This is a genomic window from Rhodococcus sp. C1 (assembly GCF_020809065.1).
GTDB classification, from domain to species: Bacteria; Actinomycetota; Actinomycetes; order Mycobacteriales; family Mycobacteriaceae; genus Rhodococcus_F; species Rhodococcus_F qingshengii.
In genome coordinates, this window is sequence record NZ_CP078080.1 from 679927 (window position 1) to 703499 (window position 23573).

Consider the following 23573-nt stretch of genomic DNA (forward strand, 5'->3'; position numbering starts at 1 on the left):
GTGGATCGGCCCGCACCTCTTTCGTTGTGCGACGGGGATCCGATAGCCCGTGGTTGTTGCCGGGATGGCGACTGGTGACAGTCGAAATATCTCACCGGCAACTTCAAGTTAAGTCAATTCTTTTCCTTAAGTGACTGTGTAACAACCGGTTTCAGTGGAGGTCGCTATCTGAATTGAAATTCTGGGCGAAAATGTACGACGACCAATGGCTCTGGCAGGGGTAACTGTGCGCGTCACCGATGCCGGCGGAACCAACAGCGTCGAGATCGACATGCTCGTGACCGCCGACGCCATCACCGAAGTGCCGTCGGTCGGTTGAGACTTGTTCAGCGCCGAGCCTGCAAGAGCGGAGTTTGCGTCAGGCGCGGCCGGAAGATAGGCGATAGCCTTCATGGTGTGATCGCGCTCTATACGGCATTGGCTTTAGCGGTGGGTGTTGCTGTCGCGGCGCGCCGTCCTGTGGGCGGCAGAAAGAATCTGACAGACGTCTTCGGCGGCACCGAGCATGAAGCGGTCCAAACCGGAACGCGTTGGGCTGTAGACGTACTGGAGTCGGAGGGAATCTCTGCTTCGGAGCAACCGTTGGCCGCATTACGTGAGTTGCGTCGGGCTAATCGGGCGTTGTCGCTTACCGGTGCCAAGGTTCTTCTGGATCAACTTCTGCCACCTCGCTAGCGCAGTCGCGGATCGCTGTCACCGAAACAGCGGATCGCTGTCACCGAAATGCCAGCGACCTGGGCCTGGCAGCTGCTGAATGCACGGAAAAAGGGCCGGCGAGCACTTTGCTCACCGGCCCTATGAGTGAAGATCGTCCTGGGTCACCACTGCTTGATGTCGACGGTGCTCGTCCGGATCGCAGGATTGTTGACCGTGAACGTAACCTCGCCGCGATGGTTGGCGGTCTCGTCCACCAGCTGATCAATACGTGCGGATGTGGTGTGGCCGGGATTGCCCAACGCTGAACGGACTGCGAGGTAGACGCCTACGCCATCCGCGCCGAGGACTTCGCAATCTGGATGACCGGACACTGGATCTGGGCGTTCAAACACAAATCCTGGCGCACCCGCCTGCCCCCTCCGGAGCAGTCGGGAATCGTTTGTCCGGGTGCCGATCTTTCGACACCATATGGGCCGTCCACTCGGGCCGATGCCCCACCTATGTTGCTGACTTCGGCAACACACGCAACATAGATCTGCGATTACCGCTTTCCGTTCAGGGAGTCACGATCGGGAAGGTGGGGTCGGGAGTGTCGAGGATGTCGAACAAACGTGTCAGCACGTTGGGGTCCCCGGTGTGTTGCAACCCTTCGAGACCATTTCCTGCGAGCACGCCGAGAAGTTGCGGTTTAGTGAGGGTAATCGTGAGATCGACCTTCGCCAGAGTACGCGGATTCTTCGTTCGAATGAGCGCACCGTTCGAGAGGGAGAGCCGTAGAGTGTGCTCGAGATCCGTGAAATCCCAGTCGATGCGGAATGAATCGTGCCTTGCACGGGGGCCGTTCACGCGGATCGCGATGGTGTCGAAGAGTTGCTCGACTGAGAGAGCATCCGCCATCCCGGTGCTGGTACTCACCGGTGTCGGTGCGATACCGGATCGCAGCTCCTTGGCGCCGGTCAGATAGAAACCACGCCATGTGGCGTTCTCCGAACCGTAACCAAGTCTGGTGAAGACGTCGGCCAGGACTCCTGCGGCATCGGCGTTGTCCGGGTCTGCGAACACTGCGTGTTTGAGTAACTCCGCTGCGAACCGCAGATCGCCTTTCTCTGCATACTGTTTTCCCTTGGTGAGCACTACGTCGATGCCGCCGAATGCTTCGACGTAGCGAGAGGCTTGTGCGCGAGGGGGGTGCTGCCACAGAGACGAGGGGTGGCCGTCGAACCATCCCAGGTAGCGCTGGTAGATCGCTTTTACGTTGTGATTGATGGATCCGTAATATCCTTGGGCAGACCATGAATCAGCCAGACGCGGTGGCAATTCGAATTCCTCGGCTATCTCTGGTCCGGTCAGGCCGGCATTCAACATTCTCAGGGTCTGATCGTGCATGTACATGTACAGGTCGCGTTGCACCACGAGGAAGTCGTCGATTGCATCCTTTCCCCACGTCGGCCAATGGTGCGATGCAAACGCCACATCTGTTTCTGCACAGAACAATTCGATCGCTTCGTCGATGTACTGCGACCATGCCCGCGGGTCGCGAATCTGTGCGCCTCGCAGGGTGAGCACATTGTGCAGGTTGTGCGTGGCATTCTCGGCGAGGCAGAGCGCGCGGTGGCGAGGGAAGTGAAAGTTCATCTCTGCCGGTGCTTCGGTGCCGGGAGTTACCTGAAAGACGATGGGGACGCCGTCGAGAGTTTCTTGCTGACCGGTGTGGGTGATGTCTATGGTCGGGGGGATCAGTCCGATGCTTCCGGAGGAACCCCGAATGCCCAGGCCCGCGCTGACTTGTCCTTCCGCCGAGACCGGCAGTGCGTAGCCGTACATATAGGTTCCGCGCCGGTTCATCGCGTTACCCGCATAGACATTTTCGGATACGGCTTCGGCCATGAATCCCTCGGGAGCCAGGATCGGCACATCCCCGCGCCCATCAGGTAGAACTCCGTAAACACCGCCGAAGTGATCACCGTGCGAATGGGTGTAGATCACGCCGGTTACAGGACGCTCGCCGCGGTGCTCGCGATAGAGTGCGAGTCCGGCTGCTGCGCACTCGGCGGAGATCAGCGGATCGATGACGATGACTCCGATGTCACCTTCGACGAGCGTCATGTTCGACAAGTCGAAGCCGCGAATCTGGTAGATACCGTCGGTGACTTTGTACAAGCCGTTCTTCCGGACGAGTTGCGCTTGTCGGAACAAACTCGGATTGACTGTGGCGGGGCACTGTTCGTCGAGGTAGCCGTATCCGGACAAATCGAAAACGATTTCGCCGGTGGCGTTTCGGATCACCATCGGGTCGATCGTGGCGATGAATCCACGGTCGGCGTTGTCGAAATCGGTGCGGTCGTCGTAGTCCAACGCCATTGCTGTCAACTCCTTGGTTCGGGAACTCTCGCCGACACTTCTACCGACCGATTTTCTGTTCTTATCTCCGGATGCACTTCACCTGATTCGGATGAACTGGCCCTTGTTTGTGGTGCGTGGTAGACGCTGGGACGGGCGCCGCCAGCAGGTGCTGCCATGGAACGAGGATTGATTCGACTGATTCGGTAGAGAGGAGGTCGGTGCTCGATCAGGCCGGTGACCTTACGATCTTGAGTCGACATGCGTACACAGTGTCGGTACACCTGGGACACGGGCGGCCGATCGCTGCACCACTGGGCACGGCACTACACAACGTTGCGGATAACGGCATGCTCGTGGTCGAGAACTCTCTCATGTCTGCTATCGGAGTTCACGCTGACGGCTCTGACACTCCGACCGGTGAGGTCTTCTTCGTGAATCGGCGCAGAAAGCTCTGTTGGACCAGGAGTGTTCTCCCGCGTATGCATCGTCGGGTGTAACTGGACCGCGATGGGCGATTTCCCTGCGGTGGTCGCGGCAGTAGGGGTCGCTGGCCTGGGGTATGTACGACTCGATCAGAGTGCACATCCGACTGCTCCCCTGCGTTGAGTGTTTCCGGCGCCCGCTTCCGGAAGCGGGGGACCTCGACGGTTCGCGCAGTGGGCGTCTCGCGGAACGGGTGGTGTCGGATGTTTGAGGTGGACTCTTTCGTCTCACTTGTGGGACAGCCGCGGCCGGGTGTGGCGGTTCGTGTGAGCGCTTGTGTTGGTGCCACCGAGAAGGGCAGTGAATGACGCCACGTCCAAGATCGGTGCCGGCCGTCCACCGCGCGCCTTCAGTTCGTCGACAACTGCTTGGCGGGGAACATCGGTCAAGGTATGTATCAGAGGTTCAACGACTTCGAGATGATGCTTCGCATGACCTCGCTGGTACCGCCGAAGATCCGGGACACCCTGGCGTCGGTGTAGAGGCGGGCGATCGGATATTCACTCATATATCCGTATCCACCGTGCAACTGCAGGCACTTGTCGATGATGCGGGCCTGATTTTCCGTGCAGAAAAGCTTCACCTTGGCTGCGTCGGCAACGGATAGTCGTCCGTCATCGAGCGCAACGAGCGCTCGATCGGCGAGGGCCTGCGCCGCTTCGAGGTCCGTCGCGCAATCGGCGAGGACGAACTTGGTGTTCTGGAAGTCTGCAACTCGCTGTCCGAAAACCTTGCGGTCCTTGACGTAATCAATCGCTAAGTTCAAAGCCGCGGTGGCAGTTGCCTGAGCGGCGATGGCAACGGTGAGTCGTTCCTGTGGCAGGTTCGCAGTCAGCATGGTGAACGCGTCACCCTCTACGCCCAGCAGGTTCGCCGCCGGAACCCGGACGTTGTCGAACATGAGTTCCGCGGTGTCCTGGGCTTTGAGACCCATCTTGTCGAGGTTTCTGCCGCGTAGGAAGCCTGCCATATCGGCCTCGACCACCAAGAGTGACAGTCCCTTTCGTCGATTGTCGCTCGACTTCCCAGTCCGCGCTGCGACAATGACGAGATCGGCATTGATTCCGCCGGTGATGAACGTTTTTGCACCGTTGAGCACGTAGTTGTCGCCGTCGCGCACGGCAGTGGTTGACATCCCAGCGAGGTCCGAACCCGTTCCGGGTTCGGTCATCGCGATCGCAGTGACCAGATCACCGTTGGCGAAACCCGGAAACCAACGCGCCTTCTGCTCGTCATTCGCATACTCGAGAAAATAGGGGAGTACGGTGTTGAGGTGGACCTGCAATCCACCGACTGTTGCAGCAGCATAACCGGTTTCCTCGAGCACTACCGCGTTGAAACGGAATCCCTTGACACCCCCGCCGCCGTAATCTTCCGAAATCTGCAGTCCGTTGATGCCCAATTCCGCTGTCTTGCGATACAACTCCCGTGGCACCACTCCGGCGGTTTCCCACTCGGGAATATGGGGAACGATCTCTTTGCCGATGAACTGTCTGACCGTCTCGCGGAATGCATCGTGGTCGGCAGTGTAGACATCTCTGAACATGAATTCTCCTGAACGTGTGCGTAAGTGGTCAGCGTGGTGATTTATCGACCCTTGAAGGTGGGAGCACGTTTCTCGAGGAATGCGGATGCCGCTTCACGTGCGTCCTCGGTGTGAAACGAACGGACCATTGCGGCCACCTCGGTAGCCGCGTAGTCGCCCAATGACATCGTCTGGGCCGCAATGAGATTCTGCTTCATCTCTCGGAGCGCGATCGGAGCAGATCCAGCCAGCCGATCCGCGAGCTGCCGTACTGCTGCGTCAAGTTGGTCGGAGGATACGATCGAGTTCACCAATCCCAGTCTGAAGGCGGATTGCGCATCCAACTTGGACGGTGTCAAGAAGAGCTCGCGCGTTCGTGCACCACCGAGCATTCGGGTCAGAAACCAGATACCGCAGAGATCGCCGGACAATCCCGCAGAAAGGAAAGCGGTATTGAAGACCGCAGCATCGGAGGCGACGCGGAAGTCGGCGGCGGCGGCCAGGGATAGGCCGGCACCGGCGCACGGACCGTTGATCGCCGCGATCGTCGGGCGCGGAAACTCGTACAACTGCTCCGCAACGCGTGTGGAGGCGCGCAACCGTGAGGTATCCCCTTCTACGGAATCACCTTGCAGGGAACGCGATCGGGGCTCAGCGGCTAGATCGGCGCCGACGCAGAACGCAGAGCCCTCGCCGGTGAAAACTACGACGCGAACATCGACGGATTTTTCCAACTCACCCAATGTCTCCGATAATTCGCCGAACATTCGCAGTGAGAGTGCGTTTCGACGTCCAGGATTGCTGAGTGTGACTGTCGCGATTCCGGTCTCGATCGAACATGAGACTGTTGAGCGGGGACCCCTATTTGCCATCGATGGCCTTTCATGATCGTGAGTCACCGAAGATCTTTGTTTTCAACGGCACTCATCACATCAAACGACGAGGTATCGACGGCGTCAAAGACACGATTCGGGCTGCATTGACTGCAATTGCCTATAGGTCGGTGGGCAGGAGATCGTCGGGAACCTGCTCAACTGGGGATTCGTCTCGAAATGCCGACACATTGCGTCGCTCCATTGCTGCGACGATCTTCGAGGTTGCGTCTATCCGTGAATGTCCTTGTGCCATTTGCTGGTCCACAGCTCTCTCCCACTGTCCGACCAGGAGGTTCGAGTAGTCCAGAAATGCCGTAGCAGTTTCAGTGAGTCGACCGATGCGGTGCACGAACCCTATGTCGCGGCAAAGAGACGGGGTCAGATCTCTGACCACTGCACCGCGCTGCTTCGCCTCCACTGCGACGCGCATCGAGACGATCGCCGCACCGCCGCCGGAGAGAACGATCGGAACGACTGCGCCGCGCTGGGGGACCTCGACGGCAACATACGGTTCGACGCCGCTGCCGCGAAGCATTTTTTCGACGTAATCCCGATTGGCGGTGTTGCGTCCTCCCATGACCAATGGGATGCGGTCGAGCATCTCGAGTGGGACGGGGTCGGGCAGATCGTCTCCTGTACCTGGCGGCAGTACGAGGACGAATCGCTGACGGACGACATCTGTGCTCGCAAATGCCCCGCGGGGAAGCGGCAGCATCGTCACGCCGAGCTCGCAGGCGCCGGACTCCACCAGCTCGAGCACCCCGGCGAGGTCGTCACGTTCCTCGACGCGCATACGAATGTTGGGGTACTTCACTCGAAAACGCGCGACCCACACCGACAGTGGATCGGTGGACATGTCGGAGAGAGCCGCGATGTCGATGCGGCCTCGCGCGAGTGCCCGTACTTCGCGAACAGCGACTTGTGCCGCGTCCATTTCGCGCAGCACCCTGCGCGCCGGGCCGACCAACGCCTCGCCGGCCGGGGCGAGTACGAGACCCCGACCGACGCGGTGAAACAACTCCGTTTTCAGTTCACTCTCGAGCTTGCGAATCGATTGGGACAACGACGGCTGAGCGACATGGAGCGCTAATGCGGCACGGTTTATGCCGCCGTTGTCGACCACCGCAAGAAAGTATTCCAATTGCCGCACGTCCATGCTGGCAACGTAGCGACTCCGAACGCGCTCGTCCCAGTCGGGACAATCCACCGGTTCGGGGTGGCTAGCTTGAGGGGCATCCGTTGGTGACGATGTCGTTGTACTTCGGATCGATCTTCGGATCGACATACGAGACATTGGCGTTCCAAAGTTGCTCGCTCAGGTCCATGGTGAAAGTGTCGCGCTCACTCTCCCAAACCCCGCGGGCTGTGTCCTCGGACAAGCCGGTCCAGGCAACGAGGATTCTGGTGGCTTCGTCGGAGTTGGCGTCGTCTGCGATCCACTCGATCGAGGATTTCATGGCACGGCAGAACTTGCCGATCGCGTCTGGATTCGTGTCCCAGAATTGCTTCGTGGTGGCGAACATGCCGGTCACGTCGTTCTTGCCGCGTTCACCCATGGTGCCTTCGGTGGAGCCGGCGATGATGCGAAGCTTGGTGCCCTTGGCGAGTAGCGACTCGTACGTCGTCAGGCCCAGAACACTTGCGTCCGCTTGGCCGTTGGCGATCGCGGCAGCTGTTGTTGCGGGGGATCCGGTGCCGATGAAGGTGATCGCCGTGCCGTCGATGCCGTACTCCTCGAGAACACTGAGAGTTCGCTGTTCGTTGGAGTCACCGCGCTGTGGGACCGCGAACCTCTTGCCCGGGAGCTGGTCGAGAGTAGTGATGCCGGATTCCTCGGTCGCCACCATCACGACTCGGCCGCGTGAGTAGGGGCCCAGTACTTTAAGTTCCTGCCCCTGGGCACCGGCGGGGACGATGACGCCTGGCTGACCGAAGGTGACCTGGGTGCTGCCGCCGATCATCGCCGACAGAATTTCGGGGCCGGACTTGCCGTCGATCAGCGTGACGTCCAAGCCTTCGTCGGTGAAGAAGCCCTTGGTCTCGGCGACGCCGAGCGGATAGGTGTAGATAGTGCCGGGGAACGAACCGACATTGATCTTGTTGGGATCGTTGCTGCCGGCCTCGGACGAGCCGCAAGCCGCGGCCCCGGCGAGCAGTGCAAGGGCTCCGCAAAGAGAGAGGATCTTGGTTTTCATGGTGTCTGGATCTCCTGGATCATAAGGAAGAGAGATGTTAAAGAGATGCCCGGAAGCGCTCGTAAAGTTCTTGGTAGCGCGGGTGGGCAGCCACGCTCTCCAGATCGCGGGGCCGTTCGATACCGACTTCGACATCGTCGAGGATCTTGCCCTCGCCCAGGAGGACGACTCGGTCCGCGAGTGTGATCGCTTCACCGAGGTCATGAGTGACGAAGACGACTGTGCGTTGCGGTCCGGACTGCCACAATTCGAGAAACTGTTGCTGGACCGAGATTCGAGTGCGAGCGTCGAGGGCTGCGAAGGGTTCGTCCATCAGCAGGACGTCAGGATCGAGAGCCCACGTGCGGGCAAGCGCGACGCGCTGACGCATGCCCTGGGACAGCTGCCATGGCCACAGCCGTTCGGAGCCGCCGAGGTGTACGCGGCCCAGCCAGTCATGTGCGACCTTGCGCCGGGTAGCGCGGTCAATTCCGCGCAGTTCGAGCCCGTATTCGACATTGCCCTGGGCGGATCGCCATGGGAGCAGCGCGTCTCGGGCGAGCATGAAGCCCAGGTGAGGGCGGGCTTCTCGGGGGCTGGTGCCGTGGACCTGGATCGAGCCGGACGACGGTTCGACCAGGGCAGCGATCATGTTGAGCAGAGTGGTTTTGCCGCAGCCGCTGCGTCCGACCAACGCAACGAACTGACCGGCTGCGATGTCGAGGTCGATGTCGTGCAGGACTGTGTGGGTTCCGCCTTCGGGCTTGTCGAAGGTGACTCGTGCTTGGTGCAGCCGGATCATCGTGGCGCTGCGGTTGATGTTCTCAGTGCCGGTACTGACGGTGGTGCTGTTCATGGCAGTCATCTCTTCTGGATCAGTGGTCGGCGGGGGGTTGCCAGCGGAGGAGTCGCCTCTCGATGGATCCCATGAGTTGGTTCAGGGTGACGGCGATGACGGCGAGCAAGATCAAGATTGCGTAGACCGCCTCGAGTTGGAACAGGGACGAGTACTTGGCGATCAGTTGGCCGAGGCCGTTTTCGGCCGCGATCAGTTCGGATCCGACGACGCCGAGCAGTGCGTAGATCAGCCCGAGTCGGAGTGAGGCGATGATCGCAGGAGTGGCCACCGGCAGCATGATTTTCCAGAACAGGTGGTGTTTTTTCGCACCTAGTACCGCAGACAGGCGTAACCATTCGGAGTCGGCCGACCGGACACCGGCTCGCGACGCTGACAACACGATGAAGAACACGAGTGTGCTGGCCAGTGCGACTTTGGCTTCGGTGCCGATGCCGAACGCGACGATGAAGAAGGGCGCGAGGGCGATACGCGGCATTGCGTTGGCTGCGTCGAGGAACGGAGCGAGAATGCGCTCGAAGGTCGGCAGTAGGCCTAGTGTGATACCTGCGACGACGCCGACGATGCTGGCCAGGACCCAGGCTATGACGACGGCGAGCATCGTGGCCTGGCCGTTGGACCAGAGCTCCCCGTTCTTGACGGCCCCGACGAAGTAGTCCCATGACTGCCTCGGCGACTTGGCCAAAATCGGAGTGATCAACTGGTAGCGCGCGGTCAGGTCCCATGCGCCGAGCCAGACGACGACGAGCGCGAGTTGAGCAACGCGGATCAGCAGCGTCGATTTTCGTGCGTTTCGGGGTCGGCGGACTTTCGCCAGCGGGCGGACGGGTGTGCCGGGTGGCACGTCGTCCTTGCGATGCATCGACTGCTCGTCGGCAGTGATTTGCGACATGACGGACTCCTTAGTTGCGGCGGGCCTCTGCTCCGCGGCGCCAGAGCTCGAAATCGTGCTAGACCCGAGCAGTTGATAACTTTGCATCCTAGCTTTGCACATGTCAACAGTGCATAAAGGCGTTTTGGCACCAATAGATGAGTCTCGAAATATGACAAAGTCGTTCACTTTGTTACTTTCAAGTACGGAAATCGGCGGGTTGGCGCCGCCTGGTGAGACAAGCCAGGAATCGCGAACAGCGACTCGAACACCTGCTAACATCTGCGCGACGCCAACCGGTGTTCTTACATGAGAGGGCTAATAAATGACCGAAGGGTCTCCTCAACGTCGACCGCGTAACCGCAAACAACTGATCGTCGCGGCCGCCGCACGACAGTTCGAGCGAAAAGGCTTCCACGACACCTCTGTCGCAGATATCGCGGCCGAAGTTGGGATCACCGGTCCGGCCCTCTACCGCCATTTCCGCAGCAAATCCGACTTGTTGATGGCCGCCATCGAGCTCGAGATCGACCAGATCGAACGCATCTACACAAGTGACACGGAGTTGCCGGCACTTCTCGGCGAGGCCGCGAAGGCACTCTTACGTCCCGGACGCGTCAACACACTGTGGGAACGCAGTAGTCCTTTTCTCGAGTCGGAAGCTCGGTCGAGGCTCGCCGAGCGACACCTCGCAGCACTGATGCCGTTACGAGCAGCGCTGCTTCGCGCCCGCAGCGATCTGACCGAAGCCGACGCTGATGCCCTGACCTGGGCTGTTCATGCGGTGATGAACACTGCGCGAGCTTTCGAGCGGGTGAAAGTCGACAGGGAGCGGGGGCGCCGTCTCATGGTCTCTGCCGCAACTGCTGTGGCAGAGATCCCTCGATTGCTGCCCGTGGCGCAGGAACCGGCGCCACACACTCCGGTAGTGGGTGTGCTCAGTTTCGCGTCTCGGCGTGAGGCTGCACTGGCCGCCGCTGTGCACCTTTTCGCCGAACGAGGGTTCCAGGCCGTCGGAATGGATGATATCGGCGCTGCGGCAGGGATATCCGGGCCGACGCTGTACCACCATTTCCCTGGTAAATCCGCGATACTTTCCCACATCATCCTGCGTTGTCTCGAAGCACTCAATTTCGATTTGGCAGCCGCGTTGTCGAGTACTGACGACCCTGCCGAAGCTCTCGAGTTGGCGCTTGCATCGTTCGTCCGAATCAATGTCGCGCAGGGGGATGCGCTCGTGGCGTTGACAACCGGGATCGTCCATGTTCAGGAAGAGGAGCGAGCCCCGATCCGACGAGCGCAGCAGGACTACGTCAACGAATGGGCAGTATTGCTCGCAGCGAGTCGGAAAGACTTGAGCCAGGCCGACACAGAAGCTTTGGTCCGCGCAGCCCAGCGCGTGATCGACGCGATGCGTCATCACCTCCCTGTTCGGAAAACCGAGCAGCGTCAACCGCTTCGGCGGCTCGGGCATGCCGTTCTGGGCATCGAGGAGAAGTTCGACACCGCCGATCTTCTGGTTTGACCGGAGTCAGGCCGACGGAACGACGCACTCGCTGAGACGGCGCGATGTGCTCGCGGTTTCGGAATTCGTTGGAAAATAGCAACATTCAGTGGCGAACTTGGATCCAGTCGACGGGAGTGCGACCGGATCCAAGTTCGCATCGAGACTGCGTGAAATTGGTACCCACTTACGGAACCGTTTGCAGTTCAAGCATTTTGCTTTGCCGCCTCGCGCTGCGTGAAGAACTGTTCGACAGCTAGGGCGTGGTCCCCTGAAGCGAAGCACTCTTTCTCCACGGACAGTGCCAGGTCGAGGACGGTGTTTGCGGTGTCGCGCAGGATCGCGTTGAGGACCTGCTTGGTGCCCTGAATGGCCCGTGTGTGCCCATCGGCCAATCGCTGAGCCAATGCGTGTGCAGCGTCGAGCAACTCGTCGGGGTCGACAACGTGGTTGACGAGTCCGATGCGTTCCGCCTCGGTGGCATCGATCTTGTCGCCGGTGAAGAAGTATTCTTTGGTCCGGGCCATTCCGACCAGCCAGGGCCAGACGATCGCCCCGCCGTCTCCTGCGACAACCCCCACGTTGACGTGAGGGTCGGCGATAATGGCAGTTCGTGAGGCGTAAGTGACGTCGCAGAGCAAGGCAATGGTCGCTCCCAAACCGATTGCGGGACCGTTGATGGCGGCGATGATCGGCTGCGGCACCTCGAGCAGGTCGACGATGATCGACCGAGCATCGCGGAAGAAGTCGTCGAGTTCCTGACCTGCCGACATCCGCGGGCCCTTCAGGTTGCCGCCCGCCGAGAAGGCCTTGCCGTTTCCGGTCAGTACGACGGCCCGCACCGAGGTGTCGCGGCGCAGTTCGCGCCACAACCGGATGAAGTCGCGATGCGTGGCGTGATTGATCGCGTTGAAGTCGTCGGGCCGGTCGATGCGGACCTCAAGGACCGCACCGTGGCGGGTGGTGGCGAGGTTGTCGAACGCGTAGTTGTGCAGCTCCATAGCTTTTACTCCTGCTCGGTTTGTTTGGGGGTCAGAGGCGTTCGAGGATCGTTGCGTTTGCCATCCCGCCGCCCTCACACATCGACTGGAGCCCGTATCGAATGTCGTGGTCGACCATGTGGTGGACCATTGTTGTCATCAGTCGGGCGCCGGAACCGCCGATCGGGTGACCGATCGCCATCGCACCGCCGTTCGGGTTCATCCGCTCGTACGACGCACCGGTGTCGCGCAGCCACGCGAGGCTTACCGGTGCGAACGCCTCGTTGATCTCGAAGACTCCGATGTCGTCGATGCCCAGACCCGCCTTGGCCAGCGCCTTGGCGGTCGCGGGGATCGGGCCCTTGAGCATGGTGACCGGGTCGGTGCCCGCGACGACAGCGGTATGGATACGCGCCAGTGGGCGCCAGCCCTTCTGCTGTGCGATCTCACTGGTCGTGATGAGCAGTGCGGCCGAACCGTCGGAGATCTGTGAGGCGTTGCCGGCGGTGATGGTTCCGTCGCCCCCGAAGGCAGGTTTGAGTGCACCGAGCCCTTCGATAGTAGAGCCGCGACGGATGCCCTCGTCCGTGTCGAAAAGTCGCGTGGAGCCGTCCTCGCCGGCTACCTCGACCGGCACGATCTGGTTCTTGAATCGCCCCTCGTCGATCGCTTGCGCGGCACGCGCGTGAGAGTCGAGCGCATGATGGTCGAGGTCCGTGCGGGTGAGGCCGTACTCGTCGGCGATCATCTGTGCGCCGACTCCTTGATGGAAGCGTATTCCGTTGTAACGCTGCAGCACCGAAGGGCCAAACGGTTCACCACACGAACCGTCGCCGAGCGCCGCCTGCGCCGGAACGGCGCTCATGATCTCCACACCGCCGGCCACGGCGATGTCGTACTGCCCCGAGATCACACCCGCAGCGGCCTGGTGCACCGCCTGCTGAGACGAACCGCACTGGCGCTCGACCGTCACAGCAGGGACGGACTCGGGCCAGCCCGCAGCGAGCACCGACGCTCGGCCGATGCCACCGCTCTGCATGCCGATGGGGATCGCGCAGCCCCAGACCACGTCGTCCACAAGCACGGGGTCGAGGCCCGTGCGCTCGATGAGCGCGTTGAGGACGATGGCGGAGAGATCTGCCGAATGGAGTTGGGAGAGTGAACCTTTGCGTTTCCCGACCGGGGTCCGAACTGCTTCGACGATAACGGCGTCGCGCATCATCGGGCACCCGCATCGACGGTGACGCACTGACCGGAGACGTAGTTCATCTCCTGCAGACACAATGCGTAGATTGCCCCGGCTGCTTCTTCGGGCGTACCCGGGCGTCCGAGGGGGCTGGTCTTCTGCACACTGTCCATTGCGGCCTGGCTGACACCGACCCGCATCTTGCGGCCCTCGATCTCGACAACGGTGTCCTCGCTCGCAACAGCTTCGGTCATCCGAGTCAGGATGAAGCCGAAGGCAACAGCGTTGACATTGACCCTGTAACGGCCCCATTCCTTGGCGAGAGTCTTGGTCAAACCGATGACGCCGGCCTTCGCGGCAGCGTAATTGACCTGGCCCGGGTTGCCGTAGACGCCGGAGACCGACGAGACGTTGACGACCTTGCGGTGGTACTCGGTCGGGTTCGACTTGATGTACGGGGCGGCCGCCCGCAGGATCTTGAACGGCGCGGTCAGGTGCATCTCGAGGACACTGTCCCACTGCTCGTCCGTCATCCGTTGGATGACGTTGTCCATGATGTAGCCCGCGTTGTTGACGATGATGTCGATGCCGCCGAAGTTCTCGACTGCAGTGTCGACGAAGCGCTGAGCGAAGTCGGGCGCGGTGACCGAGCCGACGCAGGCGACGGCCTGCCCGCCTGCCCTGACGATGTCCTCGACGGTCTCCTTGGCGGGCGCGTCGTCGAGGTCGTTGACGACGACCTTGGCTCCTTCGGCTGCCAGCTTGAGCGCCACGGCGCGTCCGATTCCGCGACCGGAGCCGGTGACGACCGCGACTTTGTCCTGAAGTGTGGGCATGTCAATTCTTCCTTTGTGAGAGAGGGTCAGCCGAGTCGTACGACGGCAGCGCCGCGGAGTGTGACGGTGCCGTCGGGTAAAGCGACGGTGAGGTCGAGATGAGCGAGATCGTCGTCGGTCTTTGTCACGGTGCCCGTGCAGGTCGGTTCGCTGTTGACGGGGGTTATCGCACTGAAGCGGACCTCGAAGGAGACGATCTGTTCCTGCGGCCAGTGGTCGGTGAGCAGTCGACTGAGGTAAGCCATCGAGAGCATCCCGTGGGCGAAGACGTCGTCGATGCCGACCGCATGGCATGCGTCGGTGTCGATGTGCACGGGGTTGTGGTCGCCGGAGGCGCCGGCGTAGAGAGCCAGGGTGGTGCGGGTGATCCGAGGGCAGGCGAGGTGGAGCTCCTGGCCGAACGCGAGGTTGGTGGCGGTGGTGGTTGGCGAGGTCATCGGGCCGCCTTGGGATCGCGCACGACGATCGTGCTGGTGAGTGTCGCGACGGGTTTTCCCGCGATGCCGACGTGGGTGTCGCGGACGATGAATTGCAGCGCGCCGCCCTTCTTGGTGGACACGTCGGTGACTTCGGTCCAGAAAGTCAGTACGTCGCCGGCGTGAGCGGGCGCGTGGTAGGTGAATTTCTGTCCACCGTGGAGGATGGTGCGGACATCGACGCCGAGTTGGGCGAGGAAGTCGCCCCGATTGGGGTTGTCCATCTCCAGGCAGAAGTAGAAGGTCGGAGGGATCGGGAGATCCGGGTGGCCTGCAGCTCTAGCCGCGTCGAGGTCGCTGTAGCGCGGGTCGGTCTGGCCGGTGGCCTCGGCGAAGAATCGCAGCCGTCCACGCTCGGCGGAGGTCGAGAACTCGTCGGTGCGAGTACCGATGAGCGAGGGGTCGATAGGGGTAGTCATCTCACGAGAGCCTCTCCAGAAGGGTTACGACGCCGGCCGTGCCCAGACCGAGGTTGTGCTGCAGTGCGAGTTTGGCGTTCGGCACCTGCCGCTCGCCCGCGGTGCCGCTCAGTTGTCGAGTGAGCTCGACGATCTGCGCGAGCCCGGTAGCACCGAGAGGGTGGCCTTTGGAGAGCAGACCGCCGGACGGATTGGTGACCACGCGGCCTCCGTAGGTGTTGTCACCTTCGGCGATGAACTTCTCGGCGCCGCCGGGTTCACAGAGCCCGAGGCCCTCGTAGGTGAGCACCTCGTTGATGGTGAAGCAGTCGTGCAACTCGACCACGTCGATGTCGGCCGGATCCACCCCTGCTTCTTCGTACACGCGCTCAGCGATTCGGCGTGTCACATCTGACCCGACAAGGGAGATCGCGCTCCGTCTGTCGAAGAGGTCCTGGTCGTCGGATTCCAGTGCCTGTGCCGTTATCGCGACCCGGGCGTCGAGGCCGTGCTTGCGGGCGAATTCCTCGGTGCACACCACGGCGGCGGCCGCGCCGGAAGTCGGTGGGCAGCACTGCAGCCGGGTCAGTGGACCTGCGACGGTGGGGGAGGAGAGCACTTCTTCGACGGTGATTGGAGTGCGGAAGACGGCGAGTGGGTTGTCGCCCGCGTGCCTGCGCGCTTTCACGGCGACGGCTGCCAGCGTCTCGGCAGTAGCGCCCGTCTTGTCGAGATACTCCTGCGCCGCTGCCGCGAAGTACTGCGGCGTCATCGGTAGTGCGGGATCGACGGCGTAAATGTCGTCGAGTGCGGCCTGGAACGCCGACAGCGGAGCGGGACGGTCAGTCCATTTGGCGGTGAGCGCGCCCGGCGGCATCTGCTCGAAGCCGATAGTTAGCGCACATTCGGTTGCGCCACTGGCAACGGCTTGTCGGGCCAGCCACAATGCCGACGAGCCGGATGCGCAGTTGTTGTTGACGTTGAGCACAGGAATTCGAGTCATTCCGAGCTGGTACACAATTCTCTGGCCACAAGTCGAGTCACCGTAAACATATCCAGCGTAGACCTGGCCGATTTGATTGTAACTCAAGCCGGCATCGTCGAGGGCTGCCCGGGCGGCGGCGGCACCCATATCGTCATATCGTGCGCCGACACTGGGTTTGGTAAAGGGGATCATTCCTGCGCCGGCGATCAGCACTCGAGATTTCATTCTGGCCTCCTTGCCTAATGTTCATTAACTTTTAAACGTCGGACGGCGCACTGTCAAGGGGCTGCAACGCGGGGTCGGGTGCAGGCTGTCCACAAAGGCGTCGGATCCGGCAAAGTAACTGATGATTCGGGAACCATCTTGACACAAGCAGGGTAAAGTGAATTATCGTTAGAGTCAGAACGGTTGCGACTAGGGGGCTGTTCGTCAACGAAAAGGAGGATGCCGTGGCCCACCGGACAAGTCCGACGAAGCTCGGAACGGAGGCGTCGATCGACGATCCCGAGCGGAGCCTCGATTTCACCACCGCCGCAAGGTTGGCCGACCTCGTCTTTGTTCGGCCGCACCGCGCGGACACCTTCCACGGCAGTGGCCATGCGGGTGCACCGAAGCGCGTAATGGGCGGACAGGTCGCCGCCCAGGCCCTCGCCGCCGCGGGAGCGACCGTCGACACCGACCGGGTTCCACATTCGCTGCACGGATATTTCCTGCGCGAGGGCCGACCGGACGAGGTCATCGAGTACCACGTTGAACGCAGCCGAGACGGCCGCGGCTACAGCGCGCGTCAGGTGTCCGCAGTTCAGGACGGTTCCGAAATATTCGTGATGACAGCATCTTTCGTTCGAACGACTGCTGGCAGTGAACGGCATCTGGTCGCACCTGTCGTGCCCGCTCCCGCGACTGCGCCCGACGTGTACGACGTGTGGCGCTCGTTGCATCCCGAGGCGCACGCCGAGGCGGTCTACGCCGGCGCGATCGAGGCGCGCATCGTTCCGCGTCCGACGGGCCCCACCGCGCCTGGCGCTGATGGCGCTGTCCGCCAGGATGTTTGGCTGCGCTCACGGAGCCCCTTGCCGGACGACCCGCTCGTGCACGCCTGCGCTCTGACGTATCTGTCGGACAGCACACTTGCGCAGTCCTCGGCGATCGAGCACGAAGTGATGTACCCGCTGCGCCGGGAACCCGGTCGAGTCGGGTTGGCCTCGATCGATCACTCCGTCTGGTTTCACCGCCCGCTACGCGCCGACGACTGGCTGCTTCTGCGTCAGGCGAGCACCAGCGTCGCCTCTCGGCGGGGATTCAACCAGGGCACGTTCTGGTCACCCGACGGAACGATGGTTGCCAGCGCCGCCCAGGAGTCGGTGGTCCGGCTTCTTTCCAACACAAAGGACGAAAAGTGAGTCAACACAGAGAACAACTGGACGGCAGGGTCGTGATCGTGACCGGCGCCGGCGCCGGCATCGGTCGCGAGCATGCACTGCTGATGGCACGTGAGGGGGCGCGGGTCGTCGTCAACGACCTGGCGGAGCCCGCCGACGTCGTATCGGAAATCATCGCCGCCGGCGGACGGGCAGTCGGCGTCGCAGGCAATGTCTCGGAGATGGCAACCGGTGAGCGCCTCGTCGAGGCCGCGCGCGACGCGTTCGGTGACCTGCATGCGATCGTCAACAACGCGGGCGTCGTCCGCGACGCGATGGTCTGGAACATGTCCGAAGAGGACTACGACCTCGTTGTCGACGTCCACCTCAAGGGTGCTTTCTCGGTGACCCGGGCAGCGGCCCGGCACTGGCGGGCGGAGAGCAAGGCCGGCCGTCAGGTCGACCGCGCGATCGTCAACACCACGTCGGCTGCGGGTTTACACGGCAACGTCGGACAATGGAACTATGCGGCAGCCAAGGCTGGTCTTGCTGCGCAGGCCCTGCTCGCAGTGGCCGAGCTCGGTCACTACGGCGTCCGCGCCAACGCGATCTCACCTGCTGCCCGGACCGCAATGGTCACCTCGTCGCCCGGCCTCGCCGCGGCTGTAGCCGCGCCGGAGGACGAAGATGCGTTCGACAAGTTTCACCCGCGCAACGCTTCGCCGTTGGTCGCTTACCTCGTCAAGGCGGATTGCCCGTTCACCGGGCAGGTTTTTTCCGTGACCGGTGGTCATGTCGGTCTCTATCGCGGGTTCTCGGTCGGTCACGTCGTGGAGGCCGACCATGGCTGGAGCGTCGCCGAACTCGCCGCGATCATGGAGGACGAGTCGTTTCCGCACGCACTGGAGATCATTCGCCCGAACATCATGAGTTGAAAGGTCTGACCCGATGTACCTTACCCATGCCTTGCACCGCGCGGTTCGCTACTGGGCCGATGACGTCCTGACCATCGACGCCGACCGTGTCTTCACCTCGGTCCAGTCGGCTGATCGTGTCGCCCGGTTGGCAGGCGCGCTACACGCGCTCGGAGTCGGCGACAACGACCGGGTTGCGATCGTCGCGCTCAACTCCGATCGGCACCATGAAGTTTTCCACGGGAGCTGGTGGGCGGGGGCGGTACCGAGCCCACTCAACACGCGGTGGTCGGCAACCGAAATCACATACGCGCTCAACGACTCCGGCTGCAAGATTGTTTTCGTCGACGAGGCTTTCGCCCCCCTGGTGCAGGTGATGCGCGAGCAGGTCCCCGGACTCGCAGCCATCGTGTACGTCGGACGCGGTGAGGCGCCACAGGGCACCGTCGTCTACGACGAAATGATCGCGGGGGCCGCACCGGTCGCCGATGCGCACCGGTCGGATGACGACCTCGCATTCGTCCTCTACACCGGCGGCACCACGGGCGCCGCCAAGGGCACGATGATCACCCACCGTTCGTTTCTCACCGGGCTGCTGAGTTACCAGATGTCCGGCGCAGCGGTCCGCGCCGGCGGCGTCACCATGTTGACCGGGCCGCTCTTTCACATCGGCGCCCTGCTGGGTTGGTACTCCCAGCAACTACTCGGCGGCAAGCTCGTGTTCGTGCCGACGTTCTCGCCGGAGAACGCGATGCGCACCATCGAGAAACACCGCGTCACTGGATGCGCACTTGTACCGACGATGATCCAACGAATCTGCGAGCACGAGGATTTCGCGTCGTACGATCTGGGCAGCCTCGAATTCATCGGATACGGCGCGTCGGCGACCCCTGACAGCCTCCTTGCGCTGGTCATGAAGAATCTGCCGCACACGCAGCTCGTGCACGTCTACGGCATGACCGAAACCGGTTGCCTGACAATGCTCAACGGGCCCGACCACCGGGCCGGCCGCAAGCTCGGGTCGGTTGGGCGGGCGACCCCGTGCATCGAGCTCGAGGTCGTCGACCCCGACGGGAACCCGGTCCCTCCGGGGACGGTAGGCCAGATCGTCACCCGCGGTGACCATGTGATGGCGGGCTACTGGAACAAACCCGAGGAAACGGCAACCACGATCCGTGACGGCTGGCTCCAAACCGGAGACGGGGGCTACCTCGACGAGGACGGTTACCTCTGGATCGCCGACCGTCTCAAGGACATGATCATCACCGGCGGTGAGAACGTGTACCCCGCCGAAGTCGAGAACGTGCTCGCGGGGCATCCCGCGGTCGCGGCTTGCGCCGTGATCGGCGTCCCTGACACCGACTGGGGGGAACGGGTACATGCCGTCGTCGTTCTGCGTCCCGGACACGACGCGTCGATCGAGGAAGTACGGGCCTTCGTCAAGGACAGGATCGCCGGGTACAAGGCACCGCGCAGTCTGACGATTGTCGACGAAATGCCCATGACCGGCACCGGAAAAATCATCAAAGGCAAGTTGCGCGACACCATCGCGGCCGGTTGAGCCGGACGACACAAGGAGAGTTCGAGAATGCAACGCAAGATCTACGACGCCGACCACGATGCGTTTCGTGACATGATCCGCGGTTTCATAGCGACCGAGGTCTCACCTTCTTATACGGAGTGGGAACACGACCGCATGGTGCCGCGCGAACTGTTCCGCAAGATGGGCAAGATCGGTGTCACCGGTTTCGGCATCCCCGAGGAGTACGGCGGGCCCGGTGAGGTGAGCTTCAAATACCAGGCGATCATCTCCGAAGAGGTCGCGCGCGCGTGCGTGCACTTGGGGCACTACGGCTTGAGCACCGGAATGGTACTGCCGTACTTGCTGAGCCTTGCCACCGACGAGCAGAAGCAGCGGTGGCTGCCGGATATCGCATCGGGCGAGATCCTGTTGTGCATCGCGATGACGGAGCCCGGCACCGGCTCCGACCTTGCCGGAATCCGGACTTCGGCCCGGCTTTCCCCCGACGGGCGTCACTATGTGATCAACGGCGCGAAGACGTTCATCTCCGGTGCCCGAAACTCCGAGTTGTGCGTCGTCGCCGCTCGTACGGCGGCGCCGAGCGAAACCGACCGGCGCGCGGGATTGAGCCTGATCGTCGTTCCCACCGACGCCGACGGCTTCGAGTTCGGCCGCAACCTCGACAAGATCGGACTCAAGGCCAGCGACACCAACGAACTGTCGTTCACAGACGTACACGTCCCGGTCGAGAACCTGCTCGGCGAGGAGGGGGCGGCATTCAGTTATCTCGGGCGGAACCTTCCCCGGGAGCGGCTGATCGTCGGTGTCGACGCCGTCGCGCGTGCACGTGCCGCAGTGGACATGACCTGCGACTACGTCCAAGAGCGGAAGGTATTCGGCAAGCCTGTCGCCGCGTTCCAGAACACCAAGTTCGTGCTCGCTGAGTGCGACGCCGAGGTAGCAGCGAGTCAGGCCCTGGTCGATCGTGGCATCGAACTGGAAAGCGACCACGAACTGACCGCAGCCGATGCGGCGCGCATCAAGTTGCAGACCACCGAGATGGCCGGCCGCGTTGTCGACAAGTGCCTCCAACTGCATGGCGGCTACGGCTACATGCGGGAGTACGCCATCGCTCGGATGTTCGCTGACCTGCGAGTCAACCGCATCTATGGCGGATCCACCGAAGTCATGAAGACCATCATCGCGAAGGACATGGGCCTGTAAGGCCTGGAGGGACAACCATGACCGACACCGTTCTGTTCACTATCGAGGACGGCATCGCGACCATCGCGATGAACCGTCCCGAGCGTCGCAACTCCTTCAACTTCGAAATGGCCGACGGACTGCTCGACGCGCTCGAGCGCTCCGAGATGGATTCGTCCGTCCGGGTCGTCGTGCTCACCGGTACGGGTGACCATTTCGGTGTGGGGCGCGACAACGCCGGTGCCACGCCGGCGCCTTACCCACCGGGGGACCATCTCTCGGGCCGGACCGGATTGATGCACTACACCCGACTGATCACCCAGATGCACGACATGAACACGCCGATCATCGCGGAGGTCAAGGGCGGCTGTGCCGGTGCAAACATGTCGTTCGCCCTCAGTGCCGACCTGCGATACGTCTCGACCACGACCGTGATGCGCACGGCTTTCGTCGACGTCGCCTTCGGCGGCGACCTCGGTGGGCCGTGGCAGCTCTCGCGGATGCTCGGCCCGGCCAAGGCAGCAGAGTTGATGCTGCTCTCGCCGAAGATCCGCGGCGCGGAGATCGTCGAATGGGGACTGGCCAACGAGGTACTGCCGCCCGAGCAACTCTCGGCGAGGGTTCGCGAGGTCGCTGCCAATATCGCGACGAAATCGCCGAGAGGTCTTGCCGCTGCGCGGCGAAACCTCAAGGCCGCGGCAACTTTGTCGCTCGGCGACTACCTGCCACTCGAGGCCGAACAATTCGCGACCTGCCTGGCGTCGCCGGACGCCGAAGAAGCGCGGCTGGCGTTCATCGAGAAGCGCGTCCCGAAGTTCGTGAGCTGACCTGATGACCACCAAACCAGTCACCTCACGGGGTCCGCTCACCGGTGTCCGGATACTCGAACTGGGCGGTATCGGTCCCACGCCCTTCGCCGGGATGCTGCTCGGCGACATGGGCGCCGAGGTCATCCGAGTCGACCGACCGAGCGACGCTGGCCGGGACAACCCTTTCCCTGTGTTGCACCGCAACCAACGCTCCATCACGGTCGACCTCAAGGACCCGCGCGGAGCCGATCTGGTTCTGGATCTCGCCAGTGGCGTGGACGCTGTCATCGAAGGTTTTCGGCCCGGTGTAGCCGAGCGACTCGGTGTCGGTCCGGACGAGATGCTCGCCCGTAATCCCGCTCTCGTGTACGGCCGGATGACCGGCTGGGGGCAGGACGGGCCGCTCGCCCAGGATCCGGGTCACGACATCAACTTCATCGCTCTCACCGGCGTTCTCGGAGCTATCGGTACCTGTGATGAGCCGGTGCCGCCGCTCAACCTGGTGGGGGACATGGGAGGCGGAACATTCCTCGCGCTCGGTGTGCTCGGCGCCATTCTGAACAGCCGCAACTCCGGCCTGGGCCAGGTTGTCGACACCGCGATGGTCGACGGAAGCGCCATGATGATGGCGATGGTGCACGACTTCTGGAATGCGGGCCGGTGGAATGTCGAACGGGGCACCAACGGGATCGACGGTGGTAACCCCTGCTATGGCGTCTACCGCTGCGCCGACGATCGCCATGTCGCCCTCGGTATCGGGGACGAGCGTTCCTACCGCGCGATGCTCGGCGTCCTGGGCCTGATTGGGCATCCGACGTTCGCGGACCGGACGGACAGTGCCGCGTGGCCGCTCATGCGAAAGACTCTCGCCGCCTTGTTCATTCAGCACGAACGCGACCAGTGGGAGACGATCTTCGACGGACGCGGCGCAAGCTTTTCTCCCGTTCTCGACCTGACGGAAGCACCCCACCACCCGCACAACCATGCGCGTCAGACATTTCTCGTCGGTCAATCCGGGACCATCGAACCTGCACCGATGCCGAGATTCTCCGGTACGCCACTACCGCGACCGGTCGCCGCGCCTGTCGTCGGGGCCGACACCGGAGCTGTGCTGCTGGCCGCGGGAGTCGGGCCGGCGCGGATCGACGAATTGCGGGCCGCTGATGTCGTCAACTGAGTTCGAGGGGGTGCGGACCCTGTCCGTCTCCGTCCGGTACGACGATCTGGGTCCAGAGGGGCACGTCAACAATGTCGCGTCGGTACGGATCGTCGAGGAGGCGAGACGTGCCTACCTCGGTCGACCGGTGACGTTGCACTCCTCCACCGGCGGGTTGCTCGATTCGCTCCCGAAGAATGTGCGGCACATGGTGCGCAAGCAGGACTTCGACTACCGCAGGGAACTCTGGTATCAGGCCTCGCCACTTCTCGTCGACTTCTGGGTGTCCGATATCGGTACGACGTCCTTCCGATTGCGCAGTTCCATTCGCACGTGTGCTGCCGCCGATCCCGCGGTGGTCGCCGAAACGGTGATTGTGTTGGTTGGTGAACAGACCCGCAAGCCGTGGCCGATGCCTGACGAATTCCGCCACCGGCTGAGATCTTTTTCGTAGCGATG

23 protein-coding genes are annotated in these 23573 nt (G+C 62.4%); 9 read left to right on the forward strand and 14 right to left on the reverse strand.

Features of this window, described 5'->3' with window-relative positions:
• The first annotated feature begins 396 nt into the window (after positions 1-396).
• Complete coding sequence (locus tag KTR60_RS03100; protein ID WP_228401808.1) at positions 397-675, forward strand: hypothetical protein; 279 nt, start codon at positions 397-399, stop codon at positions 673-675.
• Positions 676-818: 143 nt separating this feature from the next.
• Here KTR60_RS03100 and KTR60_RS03105 read toward each other — a convergent pair whose 3' ends face one another.
• The 8 genes from KTR60_RS03105 to KTR60_RS03140 all read right to left on the reverse strand — a co-directional run bounded on the left by KTR60_RS03105 (position 819) and on the right by KTR60_RS03140 (position 9805).
• Positions 819-1049 (reverse strand): hypothetical protein, encoded by a 231-nt coding sequence (locus KTR60_RS03105; RefSeq protein ID WP_228401810.1) that lies wholly within the window; start codon positions 1047-1049, stop codon positions 819-821.
• Between the two features lie 163 nt (positions 1050-1212).
• Entirely contained in the window at positions 1213-3018 is a 1806-nt protein-coding gene (locus KTR60_RS03110; RefSeq protein ID WP_228401812.1) for an alkyl/aryl-sulfatase, read from the reverse strand.
• An 862-nt stretch (positions 3019-3880) separates the two neighbouring features.
• Positions 3881-5029, reverse strand: coding sequence for an acyl-CoA dehydrogenase family protein (locus KTR60_RS03115; RefSeq protein ID WP_228401813.1), 1149 nt, complete (start codon positions 5027-5029; stop codon positions 3881-3883).
• Between the two features lie 41 nt (positions 5030-5070).
• On the reverse strand, positions 5071-5880 hold the full coding sequence (locus KTR60_RS03120; RefSeq protein ID WP_228401815.1) for an enoyl-CoA hydratase-related protein: 810 nt from the start codon (positions 5878-5880) through the stop codon (positions 5071-5073).
• Between the two features lie 121 nt (positions 5881-6001).
• Entirely contained in the window at positions 6002-7039 is a 1038-nt protein-coding gene (locus KTR60_RS03125; RefSeq protein WP_228401816.1) for a LysR family transcriptional regulator, read from the reverse strand.
• Between the two features lie 64 nt (positions 7040-7103).
• Positions 7104-8078 (reverse strand): ABC transporter substrate-binding protein, encoded by a 975-nt coding sequence (locus KTR60_RS03130; protein ID WP_228401818.1) that lies wholly within the window; start codon positions 8076-8078, stop codon positions 7104-7106.
• Between the two features lie 37 nt (positions 8079-8115).
• A complete protein-coding gene (locus tag KTR60_RS03135) occupies positions 8116-8913 on the reverse strand; it encodes an ABC transporter ATP-binding protein (protein WP_228401820.1) in 798 nt (265 codons plus the stop codon).
• 19 nt (positions 8914-8932) lie between these two features.
• The gene (locus KTR60_RS03140) at positions 8933-9805 is read right to left on the reverse strand and encodes an ABC transporter permease (RefSeq protein WP_228401821.1); all 873 of its coding nucleotides are present in this window, start codon (positions 9803-9805) and stop codon (positions 8933-8935) included.
• A gap of 304 nt (positions 9806-10109) precedes the next feature.
• Here KTR60_RS03140 and KTR60_RS03145 point away from each other — a divergent pair, with 304 nt between their 5' ends.
• On the forward strand, positions 10110-11309 hold the full coding sequence (locus KTR60_RS03145; RefSeq protein WP_228401822.1) for a TetR/AcrR family transcriptional regulator: 1200 nt from the start codon (positions 10110-10112) through the stop codon (positions 11307-11309).
• A gap of 185 nt (positions 11310-11494) precedes the next feature.
• Here KTR60_RS03145 and KTR60_RS03150 read toward each other — a convergent pair whose 3' ends face one another.
• Genes KTR60_RS03150 through KTR60_RS03175 form a run of 6 tightly spaced genes read right to left on the reverse strand, consistent with a single transcriptional unit; the run spans position 11495 to position 16374 of the window.
• A complete protein-coding gene (locus KTR60_RS03150) occupies positions 11495-12289 on the reverse strand; it encodes an enoyl-CoA hydratase/isomerase family protein (protein WP_228401823.1) in 795 nt (264 codons plus the stop codon).
• Positions 12290-12320: 31 nt separating this feature from the next.
• Positions 12321-13487 carry a thiolase family protein gene (locus tag KTR60_RS03155; RefSeq protein WP_228401824.1) on the reverse strand — a complete coding sequence of 389 codons (1167 nt, stop codon included), beginning with the start codon at positions 13485-13487 and terminating at the stop codon, positions 12321-12323.
• Positions 13487-14290: an SDR family NAD(P)-dependent oxidoreductase gene (locus KTR60_RS03160; RefSeq protein WP_228401825.1), complete on the reverse strand. Its 804-nt coding sequence runs from the start codon at positions 14288-14290 to the stop codon at positions 13487-13489. The genes KTR60_RS03155 and KTR60_RS03160 overlap by 1 nt, the downstream gene beginning before the upstream one ends.
• A gap of 26 nt (positions 14291-14316) precedes the next feature.
• Entirely contained in the window at positions 14317-14727 is a 411-nt protein-coding gene (locus tag KTR60_RS03165; protein WP_228401826.1) for a MaoC/PaaZ C-terminal domain-containing protein, read from the reverse strand.
• A complete protein-coding gene (locus KTR60_RS03170; RefSeq protein WP_228401827.1) occupies positions 14724-15185 on the reverse strand; it encodes a MaoC family dehydratase N-terminal domain-containing protein in 462 nt (153 codons plus the stop codon). Before KTR60_RS03170 ends, KTR60_RS03165 begins: the two co-directional genes overlap by 4 nt.
• Before the next feature lies 1 nt (position 15186).
• On the reverse strand, positions 15187-16374 hold the full coding sequence (locus KTR60_RS03175; RefSeq protein ID WP_228401828.1) for a thiolase C-terminal domain-containing protein: 1188 nt from the start codon (positions 16372-16374) through the stop codon (positions 15187-15189).
• A 224-nt stretch (positions 16375-16598) separates the two neighbouring features.
• On the opposite strand from KTR60_RS03175, the gene KTR60_RS03180 reads away from it, so the two are divergent.
• The 7 genes from KTR60_RS03180 to KTR60_RS03210 are packed head-to-tail and all read left to right on the forward strand — an operon-like array spanning position 16599 to position 23568.
• Positions 16599-17552: an acyl-CoA thioesterase gene (locus KTR60_RS03180; RefSeq protein WP_228401829.1), complete on the forward strand. Its 954-nt coding sequence runs from the start codon at positions 16599-16601 to the stop codon at positions 17550-17552.
• Positions 17549-18445 (forward strand): SDR family NAD(P)-dependent oxidoreductase, encoded by an 897-nt coding sequence (locus KTR60_RS03185; RefSeq protein ID WP_228401830.1) that lies wholly within the window; start codon positions 17549-17551, stop codon positions 18443-18445. The genes KTR60_RS03180 and KTR60_RS03185 overlap by 4 nt, the downstream gene beginning before the upstream one ends.
• A gap of 13 nt (positions 18446-18458) precedes the next feature.
• On the forward strand, positions 18459-19985 hold the full coding sequence (locus tag KTR60_RS03190) for a class I adenylate-forming enzyme family protein (RefSeq protein WP_228401831.1): 1527 nt from the start codon (positions 18459-18461) through the stop codon (positions 19983-19985).
• Between the two features lie 27 nt (positions 19986-20012).
• Positions 20013-21170 carry an acyl-CoA dehydrogenase family protein gene (locus tag KTR60_RS03195; protein ID WP_228401832.1) on the forward strand — a complete coding sequence of 386 codons (1158 nt, stop codon included), beginning with the start codon at positions 20013-20015 and terminating at the stop codon, positions 21168-21170.
• A gap of 17 nt (positions 21171-21187) precedes the next feature.
• A complete protein-coding gene (locus tag KTR60_RS03200) occupies positions 21188-21976 on the forward strand; it encodes an enoyl-CoA hydratase/isomerase family protein (protein WP_228401833.1) in 789 nt (262 codons plus the stop codon).
• Positions 21977-21980: 4 nt separating this feature from the next.
• Complete coding sequence (locus KTR60_RS03205; RefSeq protein ID WP_228401834.1) at positions 21981-23135, forward strand: CaiB/BaiF CoA transferase family protein; 1155 nt, start codon at positions 21981-21983, stop codon at positions 23133-23135.
• Positions 23122-23568 carry an acyl-CoA thioesterase gene (locus KTR60_RS03210; protein WP_228401835.1) on the forward strand — a complete coding sequence of 149 codons (447 nt, stop codon included), beginning with the start codon at positions 23122-23124 and terminating at the stop codon, positions 23566-23568. The genes KTR60_RS03205 and KTR60_RS03210 overlap by 14 nt, the downstream gene beginning before the upstream one ends.
• The last annotated feature ends 5 nt before the right edge of the window (positions 23569-23573 follow it).

Bases quoted from the DNA above. Each gene is read 5' to 3' on its own strand.
- KTR60_RS03160 (WP_228401825.1), bottom strand. From the start codon at position 14,290: ATGCCCACACTTCAGGACAAAGTCGCGGTCGTCACCGGCTCCGGTCGC.
- KTR60_RS03175 (WP_228401828.1), bottom strand. From the start codon at position 16,374: ATGAAATCTCGAGTGCTGATCGCCGGCGCAGGAATGATCCCCTTTACC.
- KTR60_RS03130 (WP_228401818.1), bottom strand. From the start codon at position 8,078: ATGAAAACCAAGATCCTCTCTCTTTGCGGAGCCCTTGCACTGCTCGCC.
- KTR60_RS03140 (WP_228401821.1), bottom strand. From the start codon at position 9,805: ATGTCGCAAATCACTGCCGACGAGCAGTCGATGCATCGCAAGGACGAC.
- KTR60_RS03110 (WP_228401812.1), bottom strand. From the start codon at position 3,018: ATGGCGTTGGACTACGACGACCGCACCGATTTCGACAACGCCGACCGT.
- KTR60_RS03120 (WP_228401815.1), bottom strand. From the start codon at position 5,880: ATGGCAAATAGGGGTCCCCGCTCAACAGTCTCATGTTCGATCGAGACC.
- KTR60_RS03155 (WP_228401824.1), bottom strand. From the start codon at position 13,487: ATGCGCGACGCCGTTATCGTCGAAGCAGTTCGGACCCCGGTCGGGAAA.
- KTR60_RS03190 (WP_228401831.1), top strand. From the start codon at position 18,459: ATGTACCTTACCCATGCCTTGCACCGCGCGGTTCGCTACTGGGCCGAT.
- KTR60_RS03210 (WP_228401835.1), top strand. From the start codon at position 23,122: ATGTCGTCAACTGAGTTCGAGGGGGTGCGGACCCTGTCCGTCTCCGTC.
- KTR60_RS03135 (WP_228401820.1), bottom strand. From the start codon at position 8,913: ATGAACAGCACCACCGTCAGTACCGGCACTGAGAACATCAACCGCAGC.
- KTR60_RS03145 (WP_228401822.1), top strand. From the start codon at position 10,110: ATGACCGAAGGGTCTCCTCAACGTCGACCGCGTAACCGCAAACAACTG.
- KTR60_RS03150 (WP_228401823.1), bottom strand. From the start codon at position 12,289: ATGGAGCTGCACAACTACGCGTTCGACAACCTCGCCACCACCCGCCAC.
- KTR60_RS03115 (WP_228401813.1), bottom strand. From the start codon at position 5,029: ATGTTCAGAGATGTCTACACTGCCGACCACGATGCATTCCGCGAGACG.
- KTR60_RS03195 (WP_228401832.1), top strand. From the start codon at position 20,013: ATGCAACGCAAGATCTACGACGCCGACCACGATGCGTTTCGTGACATG.
- KTR60_RS03200 (WP_228401833.1), top strand. From the start codon at position 21,188: ATGACCGACACCGTTCTGTTCACTATCGAGGACGGCATCGCGACCATC.
- KTR60_RS03165 (WP_228401826.1), bottom strand. From the start codon at position 14,727: ATGACCTCGCCAACCACCACCGCCACCAACCTCGCGTTCGGCCAGGAG.
- KTR60_RS03125 (WP_228401816.1), bottom strand. From the start codon at position 7,039: ATGGACGTGCGGCAATTGGAATACTTTCTTGCGGTGGTCGACAACGGC.
- KTR60_RS03170 (WP_228401827.1), bottom strand. From the start codon at position 15,185: ATGACTACCCCTATCGACCCCTCGCTCATCGGTACTCGCACCGACGAG.
- KTR60_RS03205 (WP_228401834.1), top strand. From the start codon at position 21,981: ATGACCACCAAACCAGTCACCTCACGGGGTCCGCTCACCGGTGTCCGG.